Source organism: Amycolatopsis sp. NPDC000009, from assembly GCF_055563465.1.
Genome location: NZ_JBVHDI010000001.1, coordinates 547404 through 569939, shown reverse-complemented (window position 1 = coordinate 569939; position 22536 = coordinate 547404). Strand labels below are relative to the sequence as shown.

The window sequence follows — 22536 nt, the reverse complement described above, 5'->3', positions numbered from 1 at the left end:
CGATTGTCATTTTATCGGAAGCGCGACACAGCGGCCTGCGACGAGCATGGCGAGGTGCCGAAGAACAAAGCGATCGCCCTGCTGTCGGCCGGGCACGCGTGCGTGGACGTGTACCAAGGTTCGGTCGCCGCACTGGTGCCGTTCTTCGCCGCCGAGCGCGCCTATGGCTACGCGGCGGTGTCGGGCATCGTGCTCGCCGCTTCACTGCTGTCGTCGGTGGCGCAGCCGGTTTTCGGCGCGCTGACCGATCGCTGGGCGATGCCGTGGTTGCTGCCGTCCGCCACGGTCCTCGGCGGGCTCGGCATCGCCCTCGGCGGGCTGGCCGATTCCTATGCGTTGACGCTGGTTTTCGTCGCCATGTCGGGAATCGGGGTGGCCGCCTACCATCCCGAGGCCGCGCGGGTCGCGAGGATCGCCGGCGGTGGCAGCCATACGGCCATGGGCTGGTTCTCCCTCGGCGGGAACATCGGCTTCGCCGCCGCCCCGGTACTCGTCGCCGCGGTCATGACACTCGGCGGGCTGCGGATGTCACCGTTGCTCGTCGTACCGGCCCTGGCCGGTTCCGTGCTGTGCCTGCCCGTGCTGCGCGCCCTTTCCCGGTCCGCCGGCGCCGTTGGCTCGCCGACGAAGGCGGCGGGAGCCGACGACTGGCGATCGTTCACGAAGCTGTCGGTGGCCGTCGTCTTCCGTTCGATCGTCTTCGTCGGCCTGAGCACGTTCGTCTCGCTCTACGCGCAGCAACGGGTCGGAGGCGGCCCGGCGACGGGCAGCGCCGCACTGTTCCTGCTCTATCTCGGCGGCGCCGCGGGCACGGTGCTCGGCAGCAGGCTGGCCGGGCGCCGGGACCGCGTCATCGTGGTGCGCCGTTCTTACCTGGCCACCGTCGGCGCGGTCGCGGGTGTCGTTTTCGTGCCGGGCCCCGCGTTCTTCCCCTTCGTCCTGCTGGCCGCGGTGGGCCTGTACATCCCGTTCTCCCTGCAGATCACGCTCGCACAGGACTACCTCCCCACGCGCGTCGGCACGGCCAGTGGTGTCACCCTCGGCCTGACGGTCAGCATCGGCGGTCTCGCGAGCCCGGTCATCGGAACGGTCGCCGACCACACCTCCCTGCGGACGGCCTTGGTCCCGTTGATCGCGCTGCCTCTCCTGGGCTGGCTCGTATCACGCTCACTGACCGAACCGGGCGGGCCGAAGGACCCGAAAGAGCGGAATGCGCTCGATCGCATGAACCTCACCGCCGAGCAAACCCGATGACGGAGGACGTCCGTCCATTGTGGATACAGGACGATTTCCCGGAAACCTGAAGAATGACGCTCGTGCGGACGCACGTGCACACATTCGTCTGTTCGTGTGATAGTCAACCCACACTTTCTCGCGCACAACCGCACTATTGGAGACACTGGACAGTTCGGAGACCAAACGGGGGGGGACACCGCATGGACTACCTGGGACGGCGCTCGCATCGACCGGAAGCCTGGAAGAGCGGTGGGGCCGGACGATGACCGCCCCGGCCGACCTCGGAGTCCCCGCGAATCGGCCTTGGCAGATCCCCGCGCCACCCGCGGTGTTCGAGGCACGGGAGCGGTTCACCGCCGAACTCGACCGGCTCTGGCACGAAGGCACCGGGCGACGGCTGGTGGTGGTGAGCGGGGTGGGTGGAGTCGGCAAGACCTCGCTGGCGCTGGACTGGCTCGACCGCAGCGCGGACGGGTTTCCCCACGGCATTCTCTACAGCGACCTCGGTGGCGCACGCGAGCAGCCGCCGGAGGATCCCGGCGAAGTCTTGCACGGATTCCTCACCGCCCTGGGAAGTTCGCCCGCCGAGATCCCGGCGAGCCTCGACCAGCGAGCGGCGGCGTTCCGCACGGCCACCGCGCCGCGGCGGATGGCGATGCTGCTCGACGACGCGGCTTCCGTCGCCCAGGTCCGCCCGCTCCTGCCCGCCGGGCAGGCGACGGTCGTCGTCGTCACCAGCCGGTGGCGGCTCACCGACCTGGGTATCGACGGGGCGCAGTTCGTCGATCTCCCGCCACTCACCGATTCCCAGGCGCGGGCGCTGTTCGAGCGGTACACCGGCACCGAACGCCTCCGGTCCGATCCCCCCGCGGCCACGGAGATCGTGTCTTCGTGCGGCGGGCTTCCCCTCGCGCTCTCGGTGGCGGCCGCCCGGCTGAGAACCAGGCCGCGACGAACCCTCGCCCGCGAAGCCGCCGCCTACGGACGTTGGACGTCGACGGGCGGCAGGTCCGCCGACAAAGCGCTTTCGTTGAACGCGATCTTCGAGGTCGTCTACGAAGGGCTGCCGCAGAGCGCGGCACGGGTCTACCTGGCGTGCGGAGTGCACCCCGGGCCTTTCGTGTCCACCGAGCCCCTGGCCGCGGCGCTCGGCCGTCCTGTCGGCTCCGTCGAGGACGACGTCGACGAGCTGATCGAGGCGAACCTCCTGACCGAAACCGGTGAAGACCGGTTCGCCCAGCACATGGTGCTGCACAGTGACGCGCGCGCACGTGCCCGAACAACCTTGCCGGGCGACGAGCAAGACCGGCTGGCCCGGTCGTTCGCCGGGTGGTACCTCGACCGGGTCCTGGCCGCCGACGAGGCGATCCACCCCCATCGGACCCGGTACGCCACGCGCGCGCGTCGGTCGAGGGACTTCGTCGAACGCGCCGACGGCCTCGCCTGGTGGCGTGAACACCTGTCGGTGATCCGCGCCGTCTTCAGCGAGGCCGCCGATCGGGACTGGGACGACATCGTGTGGCAGTTCTGCGAGGCGTCATGGGGATATTTCCTGCACCATCGTGACTACCGGCCATGGATAGCGATGAACGAACGAGGCGTGCTGGCGGCCACGAGGGCGAACCTTCCCCTGGTCCAGGCCAGACTCAGATCCCAGCTCGGCTACGCCTACGCCAAACTCGGCTGGTACGACAAGGCCGCCGAACAGAACCTCGTCGCGCTTCGCCTGGGACAGCAGGAGAACGACGGCCCGACGCAGGCGACGGCGCTCTCCCAGTTGGGCAGATCCGCACGAGGACGGGGGGATCTCGACGGCGCCCTCGACTTCTATCGTCAGGCGGCGGATCTGCAGGAGCGGCTGGGGATCCCCCGCGGGGTGGCGTTGTGCCGCCGTCGGCAGGGGGAGGTGCTCGCCGAACTCGGCCGGTACAGCGAAGCCATGATCGAGTTGACCGCCGCGGCGAGCGTGATGGCCGGGATCGGCGATGCCGCCCAGCATGCTCGATCCGCGATGGCCCTCGCCCGCATCCAGGCCGCCGAAGGGCGGGCCGAAGACGCGATCGGCAGGCTGACCGAGTCACTACGGACGGTGCGGGCACTCGATTCCCCTTACTACACCGCCGAGATCCTGACCGTTCTCGGCCGCATCGAACTGCAGTGCGGCCGAGAGCAGGAAGGCACCGGCCATCTCGCCGAAGCTCAGGCCCTCTACCCCGAGCGGGACGACGCCCACACCGGTGAGCCCGGAGACGGCACGCAACCGTGAGGTCCAGTCCTCTCGCTCGGGACGGCGTGGTTTCACCGCCATGACCGCGGTCCTCGTCCGGTTGGCGATGACGTAGCCGTCCGGGTGGACCACGATCACGGCCGTCGCACCGGGGTGACGTCTCAGCGCGCCCTCGGCGGCGATCCGTGCCCGGCCGCCGTTCCGGCCGTCCTCCAGGAGGAGGATGTCCCCCGCCCTCGCCCAGGCTCCCGGCACGGCCGCCAGGACGTCGCCGTCGCGACCGTCGATCCGCAGACTGATGCGCGCCACACCCGGCGCGGGACTGTGTACCGCGTAGACGGTGCCCATGTCGTCACACCTCGATCGGCAGCGCGGCGGGCAGCATCGGGACCGACGACGGGCCTTCCGGCTCGGACAGCCCCACGAGGCGATACATGGCAGACCGCAGGATCCCCGCCGCCCGGCCCGGGCTGGAACTGATCGCCGCTCTGGCGACCGAGGACAAGCGCTCTTGGCGCCGGATGGCTTCGGCCTCCTGGAACCGCAACGGTCCCGGCTCCAGGATCGGAGCGTTCTCCCTGACGAGTTCGGCGATGCTTCCGGGGCGCAACCGATCGGTCGCCTCGGCGGCCAGGGTGACCGGGCGCCCGATCGCGGCGGCGTAAGCGGTGGTCGAACCGTGGTCGCCGATCACCCAGTCCGACGCGATCATGGTCGCCTGCCAGCCTCGGTCCGGCGGGATGAGCCGCAGCCCCGCCTCGACGCAGTCGGACAGCCATGCCGTCACCTGCCGGCGTCCGTGGACGGTCCACACGTTGGGGTGCAACACCGCCGCGACCGAATACCTTGCCGAGGGAAGGGCGTCCAGTATCGCCTTGCAGAGGCTCGGGACCCGGCCGAAGATCGAGTCGGTCGACCACGTCGAGCTGATCGTCACCAGCCGCCGGCGTGGGTTCAGCCCCAGCGTCTGCCGGTAGTGCTCGCGAAACCGGTCGCCGTCGATCATCCGATCCAGGCAGATGTCGCCTGCCACGAGCGCGACGGGCAGCGCTTCCGGGCACAGGGAACCGAGCGCCGTCCGTTCCTCCTCGGTGGCCAGCGCGAGCACCGAGGGGAGAATCCGGCCGCGATAGGTCAGGAGTTCGCGATCGAGGCCGGTGGCGGGAAGTACCGGCGTCTCGGCCTTCCGGCTGTACAGATGCGATTTCATGGTCCCCGCACCGTGCCCGACCAGGAGGATCGGTCCCCGGAGCTGCTCGAGATGGCGATGACTGGCGGCCAGGACGAGGTCGAACGTGTGGTGGACCGCCTGCTCCCACGGCATGAGCAGACCGTGCTGCGCTCGGACGAACTCCTCCACCCCCGGCCAGTGGTCCGTGGTGTGCGGAACGGTGAACACCAGCTGGACCCGGTGGTCCGATTCGAGCAACGGCACGATGTCCAGCAGTCTCGTGCCGGCGGTCATCGTCGGGACGACGACGAGAGCCGTCCGGCACCCCGCCCGGGTCACCCGGGCCTCCGCACCCGCCCCGACCGGCCCCCGGATCCACATCTCCCTGCTCACGAGCGTCCCCTCTCGTCCGTCTGTTGGGAGACCGAGAGTGGCCCGCGCACCTGACACGACCCTTTCGTATCGTGGTTGACGGCACTGACAAAGGATCACTCCTCATCCGCTCCGCGCTGGTCGCGCTGGTTCGAAACGAAAAAGAATGTGAAAATGGTGACCGAGGCGAGGGGCCGGCAGCGACACTGCCGTCGGAAAGGGGCCTGCCATGGAAGTTGCCTTCGGAGTTCTCGGGCAGACTACAGTGCGAATGCACGGGAATTTGGTCGTGAATTGGGGGCGACCACGAGAAGAGGGCATCCTCGCGGCTCTCTTAACACGTCCCGGGAAGCGTCTTTCCATCGAAAACGTAGTCGAATGGGTTTGGGACGAAGAAGAACAACGGCCACGGGACCCACGAGCTACGATGTACCAATATGTCACCCGTCTTCGCCAGCTTTTCCGGGAGACGCGCGCGCCCGCGGCCCTGGTCACCGCGAACGGACGGTACGTGCTCGACGTCGACCCTTCGCTGATCGACTACGTCGCCTTCCGCGATGCCATGAGGGACGCCAGAGCGTTCGGCGACAGTGACGAGCACCTGCGCGCGTGCGCGGCGGCCACGACGGCGGTGGCGCTGTGGCGGGAGCATCCGCTGGCCGATCTCACCACCAGACTCGCGGAAGACTGGCGCACGTCGTTCATTCATTCCGATTGGATACCCGCGAACACTTTCCTGCTCGACGAACTGCTCGCTACCGGACAATCGCTCACCGCCCTGCAGCGGCTGGACGAACTCGATCGCGACCATCCGAACGAGCTGGACTTCGCCAAACTCCGCCTGAAAGCACTGAAATCCGCAGGACGCCATGGCGAAATCACGGCGTCCTACCTGAGGAAGTACCGGGCTCTTCGCGCCGACGGCGACGGGCAGGCGGCCGACGAACTCCGCGAATTCCATGAACAACTCTCGACCTCGGTTCCACAATCAATTCAGGTCACCGCCGACAGAAAACCCGAGCAAGTCGAGGAAAGCGTCATCCCACTACGCCGGTTGCCCCGGGCCATCGACCGATTCGTCGGCCGCGCGGACGTTCTGGCGAAGCTGGACCACTTGACCCTCGACGCCGCCGGCGCTCCACTGGCGACGATCGTCTGCGTCACCGGACCACCCGGCGTCGGCAAGACGACGACCATCGGACACTGGGCCCACCGCTCCGCCGAACGCTTCACCAACGGTAGGATCATGATCGATCTGCACGGGTTCAGCCGGACTCCGCGCTTGGAAGCCAACGACGTGGTCGACGTCCTGCTCTCGGCCTTGGACTTCCGCGTCGATCAGATCGTCAGCCCCGCCGGCCGGATGGCGAAACTGGCCACGCTCCTCTCCCGGCGGCCGGCGCTCGTCGTACTGGACAACGTGGAGAACTACGGCCACGTCCGACCACTGTTGGACGTACTGACGCCGTGCACGGTGATCCTCACGTCACGACGGCGCCTGACACCACTGACGGCGCTGCACGACGTCCCGGCGGTATCGCTCGACCCCTTGTCGCCCGCGGAGTCGTGCGAACTACTGGCGCACCGCATGCGAAACCGCGGGCCGGACGAACCCGAACTCCTCGAGACGCTCGCACGATTGTGCGACTGCATCCCGCTCGCCCTGAGCATCGTGGCCGACCGCGCCGCCAGCCGTGGCGGGTTACGCCTGCGGACGCTCGCCGATCAACTGAAGGACGCGGAAACCCTCCTGACGATCGGCGATGACGGAGACGGCGCCGGAATCCACCTGCAGGCCGCGTATTCGTGGTCGTACAACGCGCTGGAGGAGGCCGAACAGCGCATGTTCCGGCTTCTTGGCCTGCATCCCGGCACGGAGATGAGTCCGGCGGCGCTCGCCTCGGCGGGAGCGATCAGCATTCCGGCCGCGCGAAGGTCGCTCGACGCACTCTTCGCCTCACATCTGATCCAGCACCCCGGCGACCTCGACCGCTATCGCATGCACGACATCCTCCACCGGTACGCGACAACCCTCGCGGACCGTGAAGACGACGGCGACGGGCCCCGACGGCGATTGCTGTCGTTCTACCTGCACACGGCCTTCAACGCGCACATGACCGTGCACCCGCACAAGCCGCGGCCGCCAATGATTCCGCTCGAACCCGGCACCGTGCCACTGGACTTCGATTCCCCCGCCGCCGCCCGCCAATGGTGTTTGAACGAGCGAAGCAATCTCAACGCCTTGGTGGAGCATGCCCACCGTCACGGTCTCCACGAGCACGCCTGGCGAATCCCCCATCTCACCAGCGATATCTACGACCGGTACGGGTTCTACGACGACATCGTGAACGGACTGGCGATCGCCGCCCGGTCGGCCTCGGCCGCCGGGAACACGGAGGCCGAGGCGAGCACGCTCAATGATCTCGGCCAGGTCCATATGCTCATCGGAAACGACGAGACGGCTGATCATTACCTCCGGACCGCGTACGACCTCGTCCAGGAGCAGGGCGACGACTTCGGCAGGCTCGCCGTCCTGCTCAACATGGCCCGGCGCCACCACCACGCCGGCCGGACGCGTGAAGCGATCACCCGGTATAGCGAATGCCTTGCGCTGGCCCACGTCGTACGCGATCCGGGCCACCTCGGCACCGCCGAGTACCGGCTGGGAGACGCATTGGAAGTCGCGGGCGAGCACGATGCCGCGGTCGAACATTACCGGCGTGCGCTGGAGGTTCGCCGGGAAACCGGTGACGCTTCCGGGCAGATGGCCGTCCACACCGCCTTGGCGGGCGTCCTGACCCAGCTCAGCCGGTACGACGAAGCCTCTCTGCATGCCAACAAGGCCTTGCTGATGGCCGACGAGATACATCACCTGCCCGCGACCATGAAGTTGTACAGCGTGCTTGCTTCTCTCTCGCATGCGCAACTCAAGGACCGCGAGGCAATCCAATACGCGAACCACGCCGTCGACCTCGCCGAGCGCACCAACAACGCGACCGGTGAGGCCCGGGCTCTCGCCACCCTCGGCCGCATCCTCGCCGATCGGGGAAACTCCCCTGACGCCCGTGATGTTCTCGAACGCGCGGCAGGTCTTTACCGTGACCGGGGGCGCCAGGCGAAAGCGGCCGAACTGGAGGCACGGATCGCCGAACTCGGCCACGAGCCGCTCACCATCCCCGCAGCCAGACGAAGGGGCGACGAGGACACCGTCGCGATGCTGCCGCCGTCCCGGCAGGGCAGCCGAAAACTACACGGATAGGTGAACTCGCTCGGTCGCCCTCGGGTAGCGGCCGCCCGTCTTTCGGCTGATTTCCGCAGCTAGCCCGCGCGGGGAGGATACTTTCCGTAGAGCAAGCGCTGTCAAGACATGACTGTTGACGCTTGCATGAGACGGCGGCGAGCCCTAACTTAACGGCTATATCCGAGATGATCGAGTTAGATCTTCCCGGGTCGCAAGTCTCCCAAACCCCCGAAGAAGGATTGCAGTTGAACAAGTTCATGCGTTCCATGCCGGCGATGACGATGCTTCTCGTGACCGTCTCCACCCTGATGATCAGCGACTGGTGGCGCACCTACTGATCAACCCGGACTCCGTCATCACAGGCAGTAACACTAGAAGCGGCCCCCCTTGGGCCTGAGCTGGACCCCGCTCTGCAGCAACATCCTTCGGGCGACACCGAAACTCAGCCCGAATCTCTTCGCCACATCATGAATGGTCGCCCCGTCGAGGTACGCCTGGACGAGGCCGGGTGGGGCCGACGGAGTAGTCGGCCCCACTTGTCTCAGCTCCACGCCCGCCGAGATGAGCACGGCACGCGCCTTGTAGTAGGTCATCCCGAACCGAGTGGCGAGTTCCGCGATTGTGGCGCCGTCTTCGTACGCTCGCACCAGATCGACGTCATCCCCGGATCCCCGGTCCTCACCACGGGCGCCGGAATCGCCCGCGCCCGTCATCTCAAGGCCACCACCCCACTGTCGGTCCGGGTTACCTCTCACCACAGTTGCCCTTGCGCCGCCCCAAATCAGCCCCCAACTCGGTGCATTTCTCCGTCACGCCGTCAAATTCGCGACAATAGATCATGTACGTCTCTGTACATCATACGTTACCGACTGGTAGGTTCCGGGCATCCAAACGTGATCCACTTCATGATTCAAAGGGGAGTCATGACCCGAAAGCCCGCTCGTCTGCTGGCCGTCGCGATCGCCCTCATCGTCGGTTTCGCCGCCGCGCCCGCCGCCTCCGCCGCCCCCGCCACCGATCCGTTCTACAGCTACGACGGCAGCGAACCGCTGTCGTCGTACAGTCCCGGGACCGTGTTGAAGACCCGGACGCTCAATTACCACGTCATCGGCATTCCCACGCCGCTCAAAGTGACCCAGCTGCTGTACCGGTCCACCGACGCGCAGGGGAAGCCGTCCGCCAACGTCACTTCGGTGCTGCGGAGCCTCACCGGCGACAGCACCAAAGCCGTTTCGTACCAATCGTTCTACGATTCGCTCAACCCCGAGCACGGCCCGTCCAGGGCGATCGCCGGTGACGTCTCGCTCGGCGGCCTGATCGCCAACGCGGAGTCGCTGTTCATCGCGCCCGCCCTGCTGCTGGGCTACAACGTCGTCATTCCCGACACCGAAGGCCAGAAGGCGAACTTCGCCGCCGGGCCGGAATACGGGACGAACACCCTGGATTCCATCCGCGCCGCGACGCGGTCTCCCGGAACGGGGATGAACGACAAGACCCGGTTCGGTCTCATCGGGTATTCCGGCGGCGCCATCGCGACGGGCTGGGCCGCCGCGCTCGCGCCGGATTACGCGCCCGAGGTCAACAAGAACCTCGTCGGTTTCACCGAAGGCGGAGTGCTCGTCAAGCCGTCGCACAATCTCAAGTACGTCAACGGCAGCGTCGCGTGGACCGGCGTCATTCCGATGGCGCTCATCGGTGTCTCGCGTTCGTTCGGCATCGACCTCAAGCCGTACGCGAATTCTTACGGCCTTCAGGTGCTCAAGGACATGGAAAAGGCGTCGATCGTCGACGCGCTCGGCCGCTACCCCGGGCTGACGTGGGAGAAGGTCGTCAAGCCCGAGTACGTCAACCCGAACAAGGTGCTGCCGTACGTCGAGGCCGTGAACAAGATCAACCTCGGCTCCGCGCCGACGCCCACCGTGCCCGGCTACATCGCGCAGGGCAACAACGGTGTCCTGGAAGGCACCTTCGGCAATCCGCCGGGGATCGGGACCGGCGACGGGGTGATGGTCGCCGGTGACGTGCGCTCGCTCGCGCGGCAGTACTGCGACACCGGCAACAAGTCGATCAAGTACGACCAGTACAACACGTTGAGCCACGTCGGGGCGGCCGTCGTCTGGGCGCCGCTGGCCATCGGCTGGCTCAACGACCGGTTCGCGGGCAAGGCCGCGCCGTCCAGCTGCGGGAAGATCGCGCCCGGCAACTCCCTTGCCCCGGAGGTGCCGGTCGGCTGACCGCACAGGTCCGTGAAGGCCTCCTTCCCTACCCTGACAGTAGGGAAGGAGGCCTTCACGGACCTCCAAGCCGGTACGGTGCCGCACGTGACCGAGCACCGCAAGCTGCCGAAGGGGCCGCACAACCTCAGCCGCGACGAGGTCGCCGGAACCCAGCGCGCCCGGCTGATCGACGCGGTACTGGAGAACACCGGCAAACGCGGCTACGTCGCCACCACCGTCGGCCACATCACCGCCACGGCGGGCGTGTCCCGGACCTCGTTCTACGAACAGTTCACCGGCAAGCAGGACGCGTTCCTCGCCGCCTATCGCGAGATCACCACCGAGTTCATCACCCAGGGCGTCGCCGCGGGCGCCGAGGCCGCGACCCCGCTGGACGCCGTCGCAGTCTGCTGTGACTTCCTCGTCGACTACGTGCGCCGGCGCCCCACGGCCGTCCGCGCCGCGTTGCTGGAGATCTACGCGCTCGGCGACGCGGGGCTCGAAGCCCGCGAGAAGACCTTGCGCGCCGGGGAAGCCGTCTTCGAACGGACGGCGGAATGGCTGCGTGCCACCGATCCCGCGCTGCCGTCACCGCCGCCGTTCACCGCGCGCACGGTCGTCGCCGCCACCATCGAACTGATCACGCAGGCCATCTGGACCGGCACGGAAGACGCCTACGGCCAGGTGCGCGAAGCCGTCCGCTACACGTGGCTGCTCGGCTTGTTCGGGCACCGGAGCGTCGACGCTTAGCGCGCGAGACGCCGCCGTTCGAACTCGACGATCAGTTTCGGATACCGGCGCGGGAGCAGCCGGACGAGCCGGTCTACCAGTTTCGCGTCGTTCCCGACGAGCACGCGCGGTTTCCCGGCCTCGACCCCGTCGACGATGATGCGGGCGGCCTGATCCGCCGGCATCTTCAGCAGCTTTTCGTTGTACACGCGGACGCGTTCCCGCTGTTCGGCGGTGGGCTCGATACCGCGTGCCTCGGCTTCCTTCAACGCCGCCGAGGCGATGCCGGTCTTGACCCCGCCGGGATGGACGACCGTCACCCGCACCGGGTGTCCGGCCGCGATCATCTCGGTGCGCAGCACCTCGGTGAACCCGCGGACGCCGAACTTGCTGGCGCAGTAGGCGCTTAGCGTCGGCTGGGCCATGAAACCGTTGAGGCTGGAGATGTTCACTACCTGGCCGTCGCCGGAATCGATCAAATGCGGCAGGAATGCCTTGGTGCCGTTGATGACGCCGAAGAGGTTGACCGCGAGCGTGCGGTCGTACAGTTCCCAGTCGGCGTCGAGTACGGTCTGCCCGCCGCCCGCGATCCCCGCGTTGTTGTAGATCTGGTGCACCACACCGAACTGCGCGGCGACGGCGGTCGCGTACTCCAGCACGGCCGCCCGGTCGCTGACGTCCAGCGCGGCGCCCTGCACTTCCGCACCGAGGGCCTTGACCTGGGCAACGGTCTCGGCCAGTCCGGTTTCGTCCACATCGGACACCGCGAGCCGTGCCCCGCGCCGTGCGAGTTCGAGAGCCAGCTGGCGGCCGATGCCGGAACCGGCGCCGGTGACGACGGCGACCTTGCCGCGAACACTGCTCATCGAGTTTCTCCCGCCGGGTCGAGGGCCAGTTCGGCGGTCAGCTCGACGAGCCGCTCGACCAGGTCCGGGGCGATGTGGTGCCCCATTCCGGGGATTTCGACGTAACGGGCGCCCCTGATGGCCTTGGCGGTCGCCCGCCCGCCGCTGTGGTGGACCATGCGGTCGGTGTCGCCGTGGACCACGACCGTCGGGCAGGTGATGCGCGCGAGCTCGGCGGTGCGGTCGCCGCTGGCCTGGATCGCGCCGATCTGACGGGCGATACCGCTGCGGGCGCGCCGTCCCCCGGCCCGTTCCCACAGTTCCTCGACCCACGCCGTTTCGACGTCCTTGTCCAGCGGGAACGTGGCCGAGCCGAGGTGCCCCATCAGCGACAGGTGCCCGGCCACGGATTCCTCGACCGTCTGGGCGGGCCGCCTCGCCATGCGCACCAACGTCGACTTCGCCGGCTGCCCGACCCGGCGATGCCCGGTGGTGGAGAAGATCGACGTCAGCGACAGGACGCGGCCGGGGTTCCTGGCGGCGACGGTCTGCGCGATCATGCCGCCCATCGACATGCCGACCAGATGAGCCTTCTCGACGCCCAGGTGGTCGAGCAGGCCGACGGTGTCCGCCGCCATGTCGCCCAGGTCGTAGGCGCCGGGCAGCGGCCGGGCCAGTAGTTGCCGGAGTTTGCCGGGATTCGGCGCCTTGATGCGGTCCGAGCAGCCCGCGTCGCGATTGTCGAACCGGACGACGCGGAAACCGCGGCCGGTGAACCCCTCGATCATCGGCCGCGGCCACGACGTGAGATCCAGGCCGAGCCCGGCGATCAACACCAGCGGCACCCCGTCGGACGGGCCGTCCTCGCGGTAGCAGATCCGCGGCCCGCCGGGCAGGTCGGCGAAATCGTCGGTCACGAGCTCACCGCCTCCCGGACCTCGACGCGGGAGAAGTGCAGCTCCGGATCGGTGATGTCGTCCGCGCGCAGCAGCTTGATGTCCGAGTGGTAGCTCATCGAGGTCAGCCACGGCATGCGGTCGCCCTGGCGCGGGAGCTGGTCGAGAGCGCGCTGGACGTATCCGGCGGCGAAGTCCAGGAACGGCTTCGTCGGCATGTCCGGGTCGGCGACGACGGGACGGCAGACGTCATAGCCGTGGGCGTCCATATGCGCCAGCAGACGGCAGAAGTGCTCGCACAGCAGGCCGATCTTGAGCGTCCACGACGAGTTCGTGTAGCCGATCGCGAACGCGGCGTTCGGCACGTCCGAAAGCATCATTCCCTTGTACGCGACGGTTTCCGGGAGGATCACCGGTTTCCCGTCGACGCTGAGCGTGGCCCCGCCGAACACCTGGAGGTTCAATCCGGTGGCGGTGACGATGATGTCCGCCTCCAGCTCACGCCCGGATTCGAGCAGGATCCCCTTTTCGGTGAAGGTCGCGATCTTGTCGGTGACAACGTCGGCCTTGTCCTTGCGGATGGCGGCGAACAGGTCGCCGCCGGGCACGGCGCACAGCCGCTGGTCCCACGGGTCGTACGGCGGGTTGAAGTGCTCGTCGACCGGATAGCCCTTGGGAAGCTGCTTCTTGTTGACGTAGCGGATGAGCCCGCGGGCGGTCTTCGGGAACTTCTGGCAGAACTGCCAGACCGCCAGCCCCTTGCGGATGTTCTTGCGGCGGGTGAGCGCGTACGCCCGCTCCTCGCCGAGGATCTTGCGCAGGCCGTTGGCGATCTTGTCCTCGCGCGGCACCGGCATGACGTAGGTCGGGGTGCGCTGCAGCATCGTCACGTGCGCCGCGGTGCCCGCCATCGCCGGGATCAGGGTGACCGCGGTGGCGCCGCTGCCGATCACGACGACCCGCTTGCCCGCGTAGTCGAGGTCCTCTGGCCAGTGCTGCGGGTGCACGATCGTGCCGGTGAACCGGTCCCGGCCCTCGAAACGCGGGGTGAAGCCCTCGTCGTAGCGGTAGTAGCCGCCCGCGTTGAACAGCCAGCCCGTGCTGAGGCTGGTGCGCTCGCCGGTGTCGGTCCGCTCGATCTCGAGCAGCCAGCGGGCCTCGTCGCTCGACCAGGCGGCCGAGAGCAGCTTGTGGTGGTACCGGATGCTGGGTTCGATCCCGTTCTCGGTGATCGTCTCGCGCAGGTACGACAGGATCCGGGGCGCGTCGGCGATGGACTGCTTGTCCCGCCACGGCTTGAACTCGTAGCCGAAGGTGTGGAGGTCGGAGTCCGACCGGATGCCCGGGTAGCGGAACAGGTCCCAGGTGCCGCCGGACGCGCCGCGCGCCTCCAGGATGGCGAACGTCTTGCCCGGGTTCTCGGTCTTCAGGTAGCGCGCGGCCCCGATCCCGGAAATCCCGGCACCGATGATGACCACGTCGAGGTGCTCGACGGGGGTGCTCGTCGTCATGCGGTACTCCAGCCTCGTCTCGGTTGTCTCCACGATGCGGGTTCACCGAGGAATTGCGCTAGCGCTATCTGCACCAGCATGATGGACGCATGGTGCAAAGTGTCACATCGCCGTGGCCGACCCTGACGCCCGAGGCGCGTGACCTCTTCCGGCGGGGCGCGGAGATCGTGCTGCATCCGCGTGCCGAATGGATCGAGGAGCTGCACGAGGCCTCGCTCGGCGGGGACAGTATGCGCGCGGTCGCCGAGGACCCCGTGCTCACCGAGGGGACCAAACGCGCCAACCTGGCGAATCTGCTGCACTGGGCGGCCGCCAACGTGCAGCGGCCCGGTGAACGGGTCGCCGCCAACCTGAACCGGGAAGTGCTCGACGGCGCTCGCGACATGGTGCGCCGGGGCTTCGACTCCGGCGGCCTGGACGCCTACCGGCGGGCGCAGGGCGTGGCCTGGCGCCGGTGGATCGAGATCTGCTTCGATCTCACGTCCGACCCGGTCCTGCTCCGCGAACTGCTGGACGTCTCGTCGTTGTCGATCACCACGTTCATCGAGGACACGGTCGCCGCCGTGTCCGAACGGATGGCCGCCGAACGGACGGAACTGACCCGCGGCGCCCACGCCGAACGGCGGGCCACGGTCACGCTGCTGCTGGAAGGCGCGCCCATCAGCCGCTCGCGCGCCGAAGCCCAGCTCGGTTACCCGCTCGCCGGCCCGCATACGGCCGCGATCGTCTGGAGCGGCTCGGCCACCCCGTCGTCCCAGCAGCTCGAAACCGCCGCGGAGACACTCATGCGGGCGTGTGGCGCCTCCCACCGGCTGACCGTCGTCGCCAGCGCCGCCGCCCTGTGGGTCTGGCTGCCCGGCCGGACCCCGCCGCGCGCGGACCGGCTCGCCGAAGACCTCGCACCGCATCCCGACGTCCGGGTCGCGCTGGGGCGGCCCGGCAGCGGGATCGACGGGTTCCGCCGCAGCCATCTGGACGCCGCAGCCACCCAGCGGATGCTCGCCCGGCTCACCTCGCCGCAGCAGATCGCGCGATACCAGGACATCCAGCTGCTCGCCCTGCTCACCGGCGATCCGGCGCAGGCGGGCGAGTTCATCGCCGACACCCTCGGCGAACTCCGGCACGCCGATGCCGAGACCCGGGAGACCGTGCGGGCCTACGTGCACGAACTGGGCAACACGACGCGGACCGCGGAACGGCTCTACACCCATCGGAACACCGTCGTCCGGCGGCTGGCGCGGGCCGACGAACTGCTCCCCCGGCCGCTGGCGGAGAACGCGGTGGACGTGGCCGTCGCGCTGGAAACGCTGCGGTGGCTGGGAAGCGGCGCGTGAACAGTTCACTTAGAGCATGTTCACCGACCAGGGTGGCGAGACCGTCCCGTCAGGTGTCACTCCGTACTTGCGCAACCGCATGCGACCGCCGCGGTCCTGCATCTTCGCGAAGAGTGTTTCGATGCTGCCCCACACCTCCGTATAGCCATGCGCCAAGGCGATGAGGTAGTGATCCAAGGCATCGGTGTAGCGGACTTCGCGACGCAGATGATCAGCGAGACACACGCGAGACTTCACGTCACCGGCACTTATGCCTCTTTCGAGGAGGGCGATCCCCCGCTCCCGGTGTTCTTTTCGCTCCAGGAGCGACATCGCAACCGAGGCGACGACCGTCGTGTCGGAGTTCGCGAGCTGTTTCTCGACTTCTGCCATCGCCTTCTCGACGTCACCTTCGACCGCCAGCGCGAGAACATGGTTATGGGCGTAACGCGGATCAGCGGCGTCACATTTCTCGAGAAGACGTTTGGCGCCGTAGGAACGGTGGAGGTGCAACTGCACCTCCACGGCACGCATACGCGCGGGAGCGTACCCCTCGGTTATTGCGGTCGTGAAGGCGTCCACCGCGGCAGTCAGTTTCTTGCCCCGCACCGCGACCGACCCGAGACTTCTCTCGAACAGACGCGTGTCGGTCTCCGCTTCCACCCGATCGGCCGCGACCAGTCCTTCGGCGACCCAGCAGAAGGCCTGCCCCTTGCTGGCCTTGGCTTGTCGCGAGTAGCTGCTCACGACATGAGCGATGATCCCTTCATGGAGCAGGAAGTCACTGAGCGGAACGAGAATGTCCGGAGTCGAAATGTCGACAGTTTTGATATACCACTCGAAAGCCTCTTTAAGGTGCCCTGCCCGGCACAGCGCATTGGCCAGCTCTTCAGGCCGCGGAGCCTGTCCGGACCGCTGGGCACGACGAAAGAAACCGATGGCCTCGGTCGTCCATCCCGCCGCTGCTGAAACCTCCGCTGCCTTGGCCAATGCGGATTCATCACCCGCGTCGATGGCTTGCTGATAGCAATCGAGCGCGTGTTTTATCAGCTTCTTGACGGCAAGAACATCACCGACCGCGGTGAATGCTTCGGGGTTCCCGTTCGCCGACGCGGTCGCGGCGTGTGCCATCGCCACGTGGAAGAAGCCCGCCAGTGCGTTGATCCGCGCGGCGGAGGCCAGCGCGCCGGGTGCCTCGCAGGCGACCGCCGTCTCACTCCAATACAGTGCGTCCTCGAGAAGATTGTGCGCGACCAGGATCTCCGCACCGAGCGTGAAGGCGTGGTGCCTCCCCGCAACGCCCAGTTCGTGCAGGGCGCGAAGGGCGAACTTCGTCTCCTCGTGATCTGTGAGCATGTCCGCGACGGCTCGCAGGATCTCCGGGCTGTTGTGGTTGTCCAGGGACATCAGCCATTCCACTGCCGATGGCACGCCGGTGGTGACGGCCAGCATGTCAGCGGCCACGGCGGCGGCCGTGGCGTCGCCGCGCTGCGCGAGGTCGCCGTAAAGGCACAGTGCGTCCTTCCGACGGCCCAAATCGTTGTACGCCATGGCCGTCAGGGTGGTCGCACGCTTGTCTCGCCGCGCGACCAGCTTCGCGAGACAATGGACGACTTCTTCCGGCCGTCCGGCCGACAGCAGCATCTCGGCCGCTGCGATATTCGCGTCGTGGTCGGCGTCGAAGTGGGCGTACTGTTCGAGCGCTTCGTCGATACGATCGGCGCGGCTCAGCAGTCCCGCCAGATCGAGCCGAGCCCTCTTCTCGCCCTCATTCACCGCCCGGAGATAGAAGCGGGCCGCTTGTTCGAGAAGGCCCCGCCTTTCACACTCCTGGGCCATCGTGGACAGGTTTGCGGGATCCGCGTGGCGGACCAAGACCTCCCAAAGGCGCTTGTCCGGCAGACGCGGCCGGGCGATGTCGGCCACTTGCCTGCGTTCGAGGTAGTCGTCGAACCGGTAAGACTTCGAGCCACCTGCCGCCGACGGCCCGCGGTCGACCAGGACGCTCCGCCCGCCGTTTCCTCGACGGGTCAGCTCGGTGATCGCGTCGGAGAACCACCTGTCGCCGAGGCCGCTACGCGCCCCCGAAGACAGATGCAGAGCCGATCCCGCCTCGAGAAGTTCGTGGGGCAGCCACGTGCCGTGCGCGGCGACCAGCGCGTCGACCGCACAGTCGAGGATCGCCCGCTCGCCCGCCCCGGCTGTGTCGTAGCGCTCCTGAAGATCAGGGATATCGACGAGGTACTGGATCACGTGTCCCACTTCGGCACGCGAAACCGCTTCGGAGAGCCGCGGATCGGCACCCGACAGTGCCCGGTCTTCCTCCGCGCCACTGAACGTGTCGGGCACGACGACGCTACTGCCCGCCAGGAGCAGGCGAACATGGGGAAAGAGATCCTTTCCCTCCGAGGACTGTGCCGTCAGCAGCCGCCAGTACTTGGTACGCAGCGTCGTGATGATCAGCACCGGCCCGCGCTCGGCATCGTGAAGCAGCTCCCGGAGTACCTTCGCGATCTTGTTGCCGACGCCGACGCCGGGTTCCTTGAAATAGCGCTCGGCCTTCGGAAGCCAGATGACCGTTCGCGGACCGACCTTTCCGAGCGAGTCCAGCAACTCGCGCGGATCACTGGGGCTGATGCTCGGCATCAACCGCCAGTCGGCCATCCAGGGGTCCGGCTCCCCGGGCCGTGTCCATCGGATCGCTTCCCAAGCGGAGCGCTTTTTGCCCGCCGTGGATTCGCTGACGAGAGTGACGATTCCGCTCGCGCCTCCGACAACTGGCGCGACCTTCGCTCGCAGGAGTTCGTCATGGTCCCGCTGAACGTACGCGGTGTCGTTCGGCAAGCCCGCGATGTTCCGGATCGTGCCCCGCACCGGAAGGATCTCCAGCCGGCTCGGAACGCAGTCGGCCAAGGAGACACCCATGGTGGCCTCGGGCACGCGTTCCAGCCTGCCCAGGTTGAGCACGTCCACCAGTTCATCCGCCTCTTTCGCCGCTCGGTCTGTTCGCATTGCGCAGCAGCAAGTCACCACCTCTCAGTGGGACTCGCGCTTGTTTCGACCGTGGCGGAAGCCGTGTGAACCAGCCAGGCGTTTCAGCGGTCCTTCGCCCAGCGGTCGATACAGCCGAGCAGCGGCGTGAGCGACTTCGTTAGCGCTTACAGCCCGGTTTCACCCGATCGAGTCGGACGTCCGCTGTCCGGCTCGTCCGGCCACAGTGGAAGGTCGAGGTTGCGGAGCATGGCGCGCTGTTCGGGGGTCAATTCACCCTCGACCGTGATGGTGAACGGGGGCGTTTCCTCGCGGGAGCGGAGAAAGTTGCTCCAGGCGATGCCCAGGTTCGCCAGCCCGGTCAGGGAGCCGATGGACATGCAGATGACCTCGAAGGCCCCCATCTCCCCGGTGCTCCCCGACCCGGCGAGGCTGATCGTCGCGGACCGTGTCACGTCGGCGTCGTCGCGGAGCCAGCCGTAGAACTCGGTCAGCGCTTGTTCGTCGCCGGCGGCGTTGATGGTCAGCTCCACGGGGGCCTCCTCGAAACGCGGTATCCCTACCAGTCGCCACCCCGGCCCGGGGCGTAACAGCAATCGGCGCCGACGCTGGGCGAAACCTCTAGATTGAGACCATGGTTTCCATCGCCGAGAAGGCCACGCGGCTGCAGGAATTGCACGCCGCCCCCGAACTCTTGCTCGTCGTCAACGTGTGGGACGCGATCACCGCGAAGGTCGTCGCCGAAACCCCTGGTACGCAGGCCCTCGCCACCCCGAGCCACGGTATCGCCGCCGCCCGCGGCTACCCCGACGGCGAGGTGATCCCCCGCGACGAGATGATCGCCGAGGTCGCCCTGATCGTCCGGGTGGCGGGCGATCTGCCGGTCACCGCGGACCTGGAGGCGGGTTACGGCGACCCGGGCGGCACGGTCGCCCGCGCGATCGAGGCCGGCGCGGTCGGCTGCAACCTCGAAGACCGGATGAAACCGCTGGACGAGTCCGTCAAGGCCGTCGAGGCCGCGGTCGCCGCCGCCCAGTCCGCCGGGATCGACTTCGTGCTCAACGCCCGCACCGACGCCTTCCTCCGGGCGGGCGACCGTGACCCCGAGGAGGTGCTGGCCGACGCGATCACCCGCGGCCGCGCGTACCTGGACGCCGGCGCGTCGAACGTCTTCGTGCCCGGCAAGCTCGACGAGAGCCAGGTCGGCAGGCTGGTCGAGGCGCTGGGCGAGCGCAAGGTCAACCTGATCGGCGTCCCGGGCTCGATCCCGCTGGCCACCGCGCAGAAGCTCGGTGTCTCCCGGGTGTCCTACGGGCCGTTCAGCCAGAACGTCGCGCTCACCGCGCTGGCGAAGCTGGCCGAGGACGTCTACGCCGGCGGCGGCCTGCCCGCCGACATGCGCAAGCTGAACTGAGCGAGCCAGGGCCCCTCGCAGTAGGGTCCCACGCATGGTGCGCGGAGTCGGCCGGACGGAAGGCATCCTGCTGGCCGGCTCCGTGGTCGCCGTGCTCGTGGTGACCGGTGTCCTCGCCAGGTCCCCCGGCACCTGGCTGCTGGAAGTGGTCTGGGTGCTGATCGGGCTGCCGCTGGTGGTGGCCCTGCGCAAACGCTTTCCCTTGACTCGCTTGCTGTGCTGGCTGCTGGTGCTGCACGCGTTCGTGCTGTGTTACGGCGGGCAGTACACCTACGCGGAGACCCCGGCCGGGGAATGGGTGCAGGAGCTGATGGGCACCCAGCGGAACAACTACGACCGGTTCGCCCACGTCGTCCAGGGTTTCGTCCCGGCGATCGCCGTACGCGAGGTGCTGCTGCGCCGGACCCCGCTGCGCCCCGGTGCCTGGGTCGCGTTCCTGACCGTCTGCGTCTGCGTGACGATCGCCGCCGGTTTCGAGTTCGTGGAATGGTTCAGCGCGATGGTCGCCGGAGCGGGCGCGGACGATTTCCTCGGCACCCAGGGCGACGTCTGGGACACGCAGTGGGACATGTTCCTCTGCCTGTGCGGCGCGGTGCTTTCCCTGCTGATCTGGCGCAGGGTGCACGATCGGCAACTCCGGGGGGTCTCAACGAATCACCTGTAATGCAGGTAACCAAGCAACGATCTCCTGTTCTGCGTGTTCAACGCGGCAGATACGGTCCTCGGCATGACTCTGCGAGCCGCGGCCGTGCGGCGGAAACCGGTCGCCGATCTGATCGCCGACAGTGATCACGGCACGCTGAAGCGATCCCTCGGCCTCGGGCAGCTGACGATGCTCAGCATCGGCGCGACGCTGGGCAGCGGGATCTTCGTCGTGCTCGGCGAAGCGGTTCCCGTGGCGGGCCCCGCGGTCGTGCTGTCGTTCGTGCTCGCCGGTATCACCGCGCTGTTCTCGGCGCTCTCCTACGCCGAACTCGCCGGAATGATCCCGGTGTCCGGTTCGTCCTACTCCTACGCCTATGCCACGCTCGGCGAGCTGGTCGCCTGGGTCTGCGGCTGGTGCCTGGTGCTCGAGTACGGCGTCTCGGTGGCGTCGGTGGCCGTCGGCTGGGGTCAGTACCTCAACGAACTGCTGCGGCTGACGTTCGGTTTCGCCATCCCCGACGCGTTCAGCCAGCCGCCCGGCTCGGGCGGGATCGTCAACGTCCCGGCCATCGTCGTCGTGCTGCTCGCCATGTTCCTGTTGCTCTCTGGCGCGAAGGAGAGCGCGCGGGCCAACGCGATCATGGTCGTGATCAAGGTCGGCACGCTGGTGCTGTTCTGCGCGATCGCGTTCTCGGCGGTGCGGGCGGCGAACTTCGCCCCGTTCCTGCCGCTCGGCCTGGCCGGACTGAGCGCCGGTGCCGCGAAGCTTTTCTTCTCCTACATCGGTTTCGACGCGGCTTCCACCGCGGGCGAGGAGGCGAAGAACCCGCAACGGGACCTGCCGAGGGCGATCCTGCTCTCGCTCGCCATCGTCACCGTGCTGTACTGCCTTGTCGCCGTGGCCGCGGTCGGCGCCCTGCCGTGGCAGGATTTCGACGGCCAGGAGGCCGCGCTCGCGCACGTGCTCGGCGCCGTGTCCGACAACCCGCTGTGGGCCGGGCTGCTCGCCGTCGGCGCGATCGTGGCGATCTCCAGCGTCGTGCTGACCGTCCTCTACGGACAGACCCGCATCCTGTACTCGATGTCCCGCGACGGGCTGGTCCCCGCCTCGCTGTCCAAAGTGGACCCCAAGACCGGGACGCCGCGGATCAACACCCTGGTGGTTTCCGGCTTCGTCGCGACACTGGCCGCGTTCATCCCACTCGGGAAGCTGGCCGACGCCACCAGCATCGGCACGCTGTTCGCCTTCGGACTGGTGAACGTCGCTGTCCTGCTGCTGCGCAAGCGGCAACCGGAGGCCCCGCGCTCGTTCCGGGTGCCGTTCGCCCCTGTCACCCCGGTCCTCGGGGTGCTGTGCTGCGCTTACATGATGCTCAGCCTCGACGGCGAGACTTGGATCGTCTTCGCCGGCTGGATGGCACTCGGCCTGCTCATCTACTTCGGCTACAGCATGCGCCGATCCCGGCTGGCCGCGGATTCGCCCGTTCGCCGCCATAATTCCTAGCCTGTCCAGCCCTAGTACGAGCCGGATCATTGAAGTGACGGTGATCGGTAGGGGACACTTCCGTCCGCCCCCACGGAAAACCCTACCGTGAACCGAGGTCCCCATGCGCCGATATGGCATTACCGTGCTGACCGCGTGCCTCGCCTTGTCCCTCACCTCATTCCCCGTATCCGCTGCCGCTCAAGAGACGGCGGCTCCCTTCTGTTACGAGGAACCCGTCCAACC

General features: G+C 67.7%; 16 protein-coding genes. 9 read left to right on the top strand and 7 right to left on the bottom strand.

Annotated elements, in window-relative coordinates; all coding sequences use genetic code 11:
• Positions 1-54: 54 nt before the first annotated feature.
• Both ACZ3HL_RS02910 and ACZ3HL_RS02905 read left to right on the top strand, forming a co-directional pair.
• Positions 55-1254, top strand: a complete 1200-nt coding sequence (locus ACZ3HL_RS02910; RefSeq protein ID WP_465528421.1) for an MFS transporter — start codon at positions 55-57, stop codon at positions 1252-1254.
• A gap of 244 nt (positions 1255-1498) precedes the next feature.
• Complete coding sequence (locus ACZ3HL_RS02905) at positions 1499-3502, top strand: tetratricopeptide repeat protein (RefSeq protein WP_465528419.1); 2004 nt, start codon at positions 1499-1501, stop codon at positions 3500-3502.
• Positions 3503-3815: 313 nt separating this feature from the next.
• Here the strand turns inward: ACZ3HL_RS02905 and ACZ3HL_RS02900 are convergent, their stop codons facing one another.
• Entirely contained in the window at positions 3816-5027 is a 1212-nt protein-coding gene (locus ACZ3HL_RS02900; protein ID WP_465528417.1) for a hypothetical protein, read from the bottom strand.
• Between the two features lie 406 nt (positions 5028-5433).
• Between ACZ3HL_RS02900 and ACZ3HL_RS02895 the strand changes: the two genes are divergently transcribed.
• Entirely contained in the window at positions 5434-8265 is a 2832-nt protein-coding gene (locus tag ACZ3HL_RS02895) for an ATP-binding protein (protein ID WP_465528415.1), read from the top strand.
• Positions 8266-8618: 353 nt separating this feature from the next.
• Here ACZ3HL_RS02895 and ACZ3HL_RS02890 read toward each other — a convergent pair whose 3' ends face one another.
• Positions 8619-8960, bottom strand: a complete 342-nt coding sequence (locus ACZ3HL_RS02890) for a helix-turn-helix domain-containing protein (RefSeq protein ID WP_465416127.1) — start codon at positions 8958-8960, stop codon at positions 8619-8621.
• 210 nt (positions 8961-9170) lie between these two features.
• Here ACZ3HL_RS02890 and ACZ3HL_RS02885 point away from each other — a divergent pair, with 210 nt between their 5' ends.
• Together ACZ3HL_RS02885 and ACZ3HL_RS02880 are read left to right on the top strand one after the other, a co-directional pair.
• Positions 9171-10481, top strand: a complete 1311-nt coding sequence (locus ACZ3HL_RS02885) for a lipase family protein (protein ID WP_465528413.1) — start codon at positions 9171-9173, stop codon at positions 10479-10481.
• 87 nt (positions 10482-10568) lie between these two features.
• Positions 10569-11213: a TetR/AcrR family transcriptional regulator gene (locus ACZ3HL_RS02880; protein WP_465528411.1), complete on the top strand. Its 645-nt coding sequence runs from the start codon at positions 10569-10571 to the stop codon at positions 11211-11213.
• Here the strand turns inward: ACZ3HL_RS02880 and ACZ3HL_RS02875 are convergent.
• The 3 genes from ACZ3HL_RS02875 to ACZ3HL_RS02865 are packed head-to-tail and all read right to left on the bottom strand — an operon-like array spanning position 11210 to position 14444.
• On the bottom strand, positions 11210-12058 hold the full coding sequence (locus ACZ3HL_RS02875) for an SDR family NAD(P)-dependent oxidoreductase (protein ID WP_465528409.1): 849 nt from the start codon (positions 12056-12058) through the stop codon (positions 11210-11212). The two genes, ACZ3HL_RS02880 and ACZ3HL_RS02875, sit on opposite strands and share 4 nt — an antisense overlap.
• The gene (locus ACZ3HL_RS02870; protein ID WP_465528407.1) at positions 12055-12954 is read right to left on the bottom strand and encodes an alpha/beta fold hydrolase; all 900 of its coding nucleotides are present in this window, start codon (positions 12952-12954) and stop codon (positions 12055-12057) included. Before ACZ3HL_RS02870 ends, ACZ3HL_RS02875 begins: the two co-directional genes overlap by 4 nt.
• Complete coding sequence (locus ACZ3HL_RS02865; protein ID WP_465528405.1) at positions 12951-14444, bottom strand: flavin-containing monooxygenase; 1494 nt, start codon at positions 14442-14444, stop codon at positions 12951-12953. The genes ACZ3HL_RS02870 and ACZ3HL_RS02865 overlap by 4 nt, the downstream gene beginning before the upstream one ends.
• Before the next feature lie 89 nt (positions 14445-14533).
• Between ACZ3HL_RS02865 and ACZ3HL_RS02860 the strand changes: the two genes are divergently transcribed.
• Entirely contained in the window at positions 14534-15778 is a 1245-nt protein-coding gene (locus ACZ3HL_RS02860; protein ID WP_465528403.1) for a PucR family transcriptional regulator, read from the top strand.
• A 9-nt stretch (positions 15779-15787) separates the two neighbouring features.
• On the opposite strand, the gene ACZ3HL_RS02855 is transcribed toward ACZ3HL_RS02860, so the two are convergent.
• Both ACZ3HL_RS02855 and ACZ3HL_RS02850 read right to left on the bottom strand, forming a co-directional pair.
• Positions 15788-18730: a tetratricopeptide repeat protein gene (locus ACZ3HL_RS02855; protein ID WP_465528401.1), complete on the bottom strand. Its 2943-nt coding sequence runs from the start codon at positions 18728-18730 to the stop codon at positions 15788-15790.
• Between the two features lie 185 nt (positions 18731-18915).
• Positions 18916-19281: an effector-associated constant component EACC1 gene (locus ACZ3HL_RS02850; protein ID WP_465528399.1), complete on the bottom strand. Its 366-nt coding sequence runs from the start codon at positions 19279-19281 to the stop codon at positions 18916-18918.
• Positions 19282-19382: 101 nt separating this feature from the next.
• Here ACZ3HL_RS02850 and ACZ3HL_RS02845 point away from each other — a divergent pair, with 101 nt between their 5' ends.
• From ACZ3HL_RS02845 to ACZ3HL_RS02835, 3 genes are all read left to right on the top strand, one after another.
• On the top strand, positions 19383-20162 hold the full coding sequence (locus ACZ3HL_RS02845; RefSeq protein WP_465528397.1) for an isocitrate lyase/PEP mutase family protein: 780 nt from the start codon (positions 19383-19385) through the stop codon (positions 20160-20162).
• A gap of 34 nt (positions 20163-20196) precedes the next feature.
• A complete protein-coding gene (locus ACZ3HL_RS02840; RefSeq protein ID WP_465528395.1) occupies positions 20197-20826 on the top strand; it encodes a DUF2238 domain-containing protein in 630 nt (209 codons plus the stop codon).
• Positions 20827-20889: 63 nt separating this feature from the next.
• Entirely contained in the window at positions 20890-22311 is a 1422-nt protein-coding gene (locus ACZ3HL_RS02835; protein ID WP_465416147.1) for an amino acid permease, read from the top strand.
• The last annotated feature ends 225 nt before the right edge of the window (positions 22312-22536 follow it).

Excerpts from the sequence above, each read along its gene's own strand:
- ACZ3HL_RS02905 (WP_465528419.1), top strand. The coding sequence starts at position 1,499 with ATGACCGCCCCGGCCGACCTCGGAGTCCCCGCGAATCGGCCTTGGCAG.
- ACZ3HL_RS02895 (WP_465528415.1), top strand. The coding sequence starts at position 5,434 with ATGTACCAATATGTCACCCGTCTTCGCCAGCTTTTCCGGGAGACGCGC.
- ACZ3HL_RS02890 (WP_465416127.1), bottom strand. The coding sequence starts at position 8,960 with ATGACGGGCGCGGGCGATTCCGGCGCCCGTGGTGAGGACCGGGGATCC.
- ACZ3HL_RS02885 (WP_465528413.1), top strand. The coding sequence starts at position 9,171 with ATGACCCGAAAGCCCGCTCGTCTGCTGGCCGTCGCGATCGCCCTCATC.
- ACZ3HL_RS02875 (WP_465528409.1), bottom strand. The coding sequence starts at position 12,058 with ATGAGCAGTGTTCGCGGCAAGGTCGCCGTCGTCACCGGCGCCGGTTCC.
- ACZ3HL_RS02865 (WP_465528405.1), bottom strand. The coding sequence starts at position 14,444 with ATGACGACGAGCACCCCCGTCGAGCACCTCGACGTGGTCATCATCGGT.
- ACZ3HL_RS02860 (WP_465528403.1), top strand. The coding sequence starts at position 14,534 with ATGGTGCAAAGTGTCACATCGCCGTGGCCGACCCTGACGCCCGAGGCG.
- ACZ3HL_RS02845 (WP_465528397.1), top strand. The coding sequence starts at position 19,383 with ATGGTTTCCATCGCCGAGAAGGCCACGCGGCTGCAGGAATTGCACGCC.
- ACZ3HL_RS02840 (WP_465528395.1), top strand. The coding sequence starts at position 20,197 with ATGGTGCGCGGAGTCGGCCGGACGGAAGGCATCCTGCTGGCCGGCTCC.
- ACZ3HL_RS02835 (WP_465416147.1), top strand. The coding sequence starts at position 20,890 with ATGACTCTGCGAGCCGCGGCCGTGCGGCGGAAACCGGTCGCCGATCTG.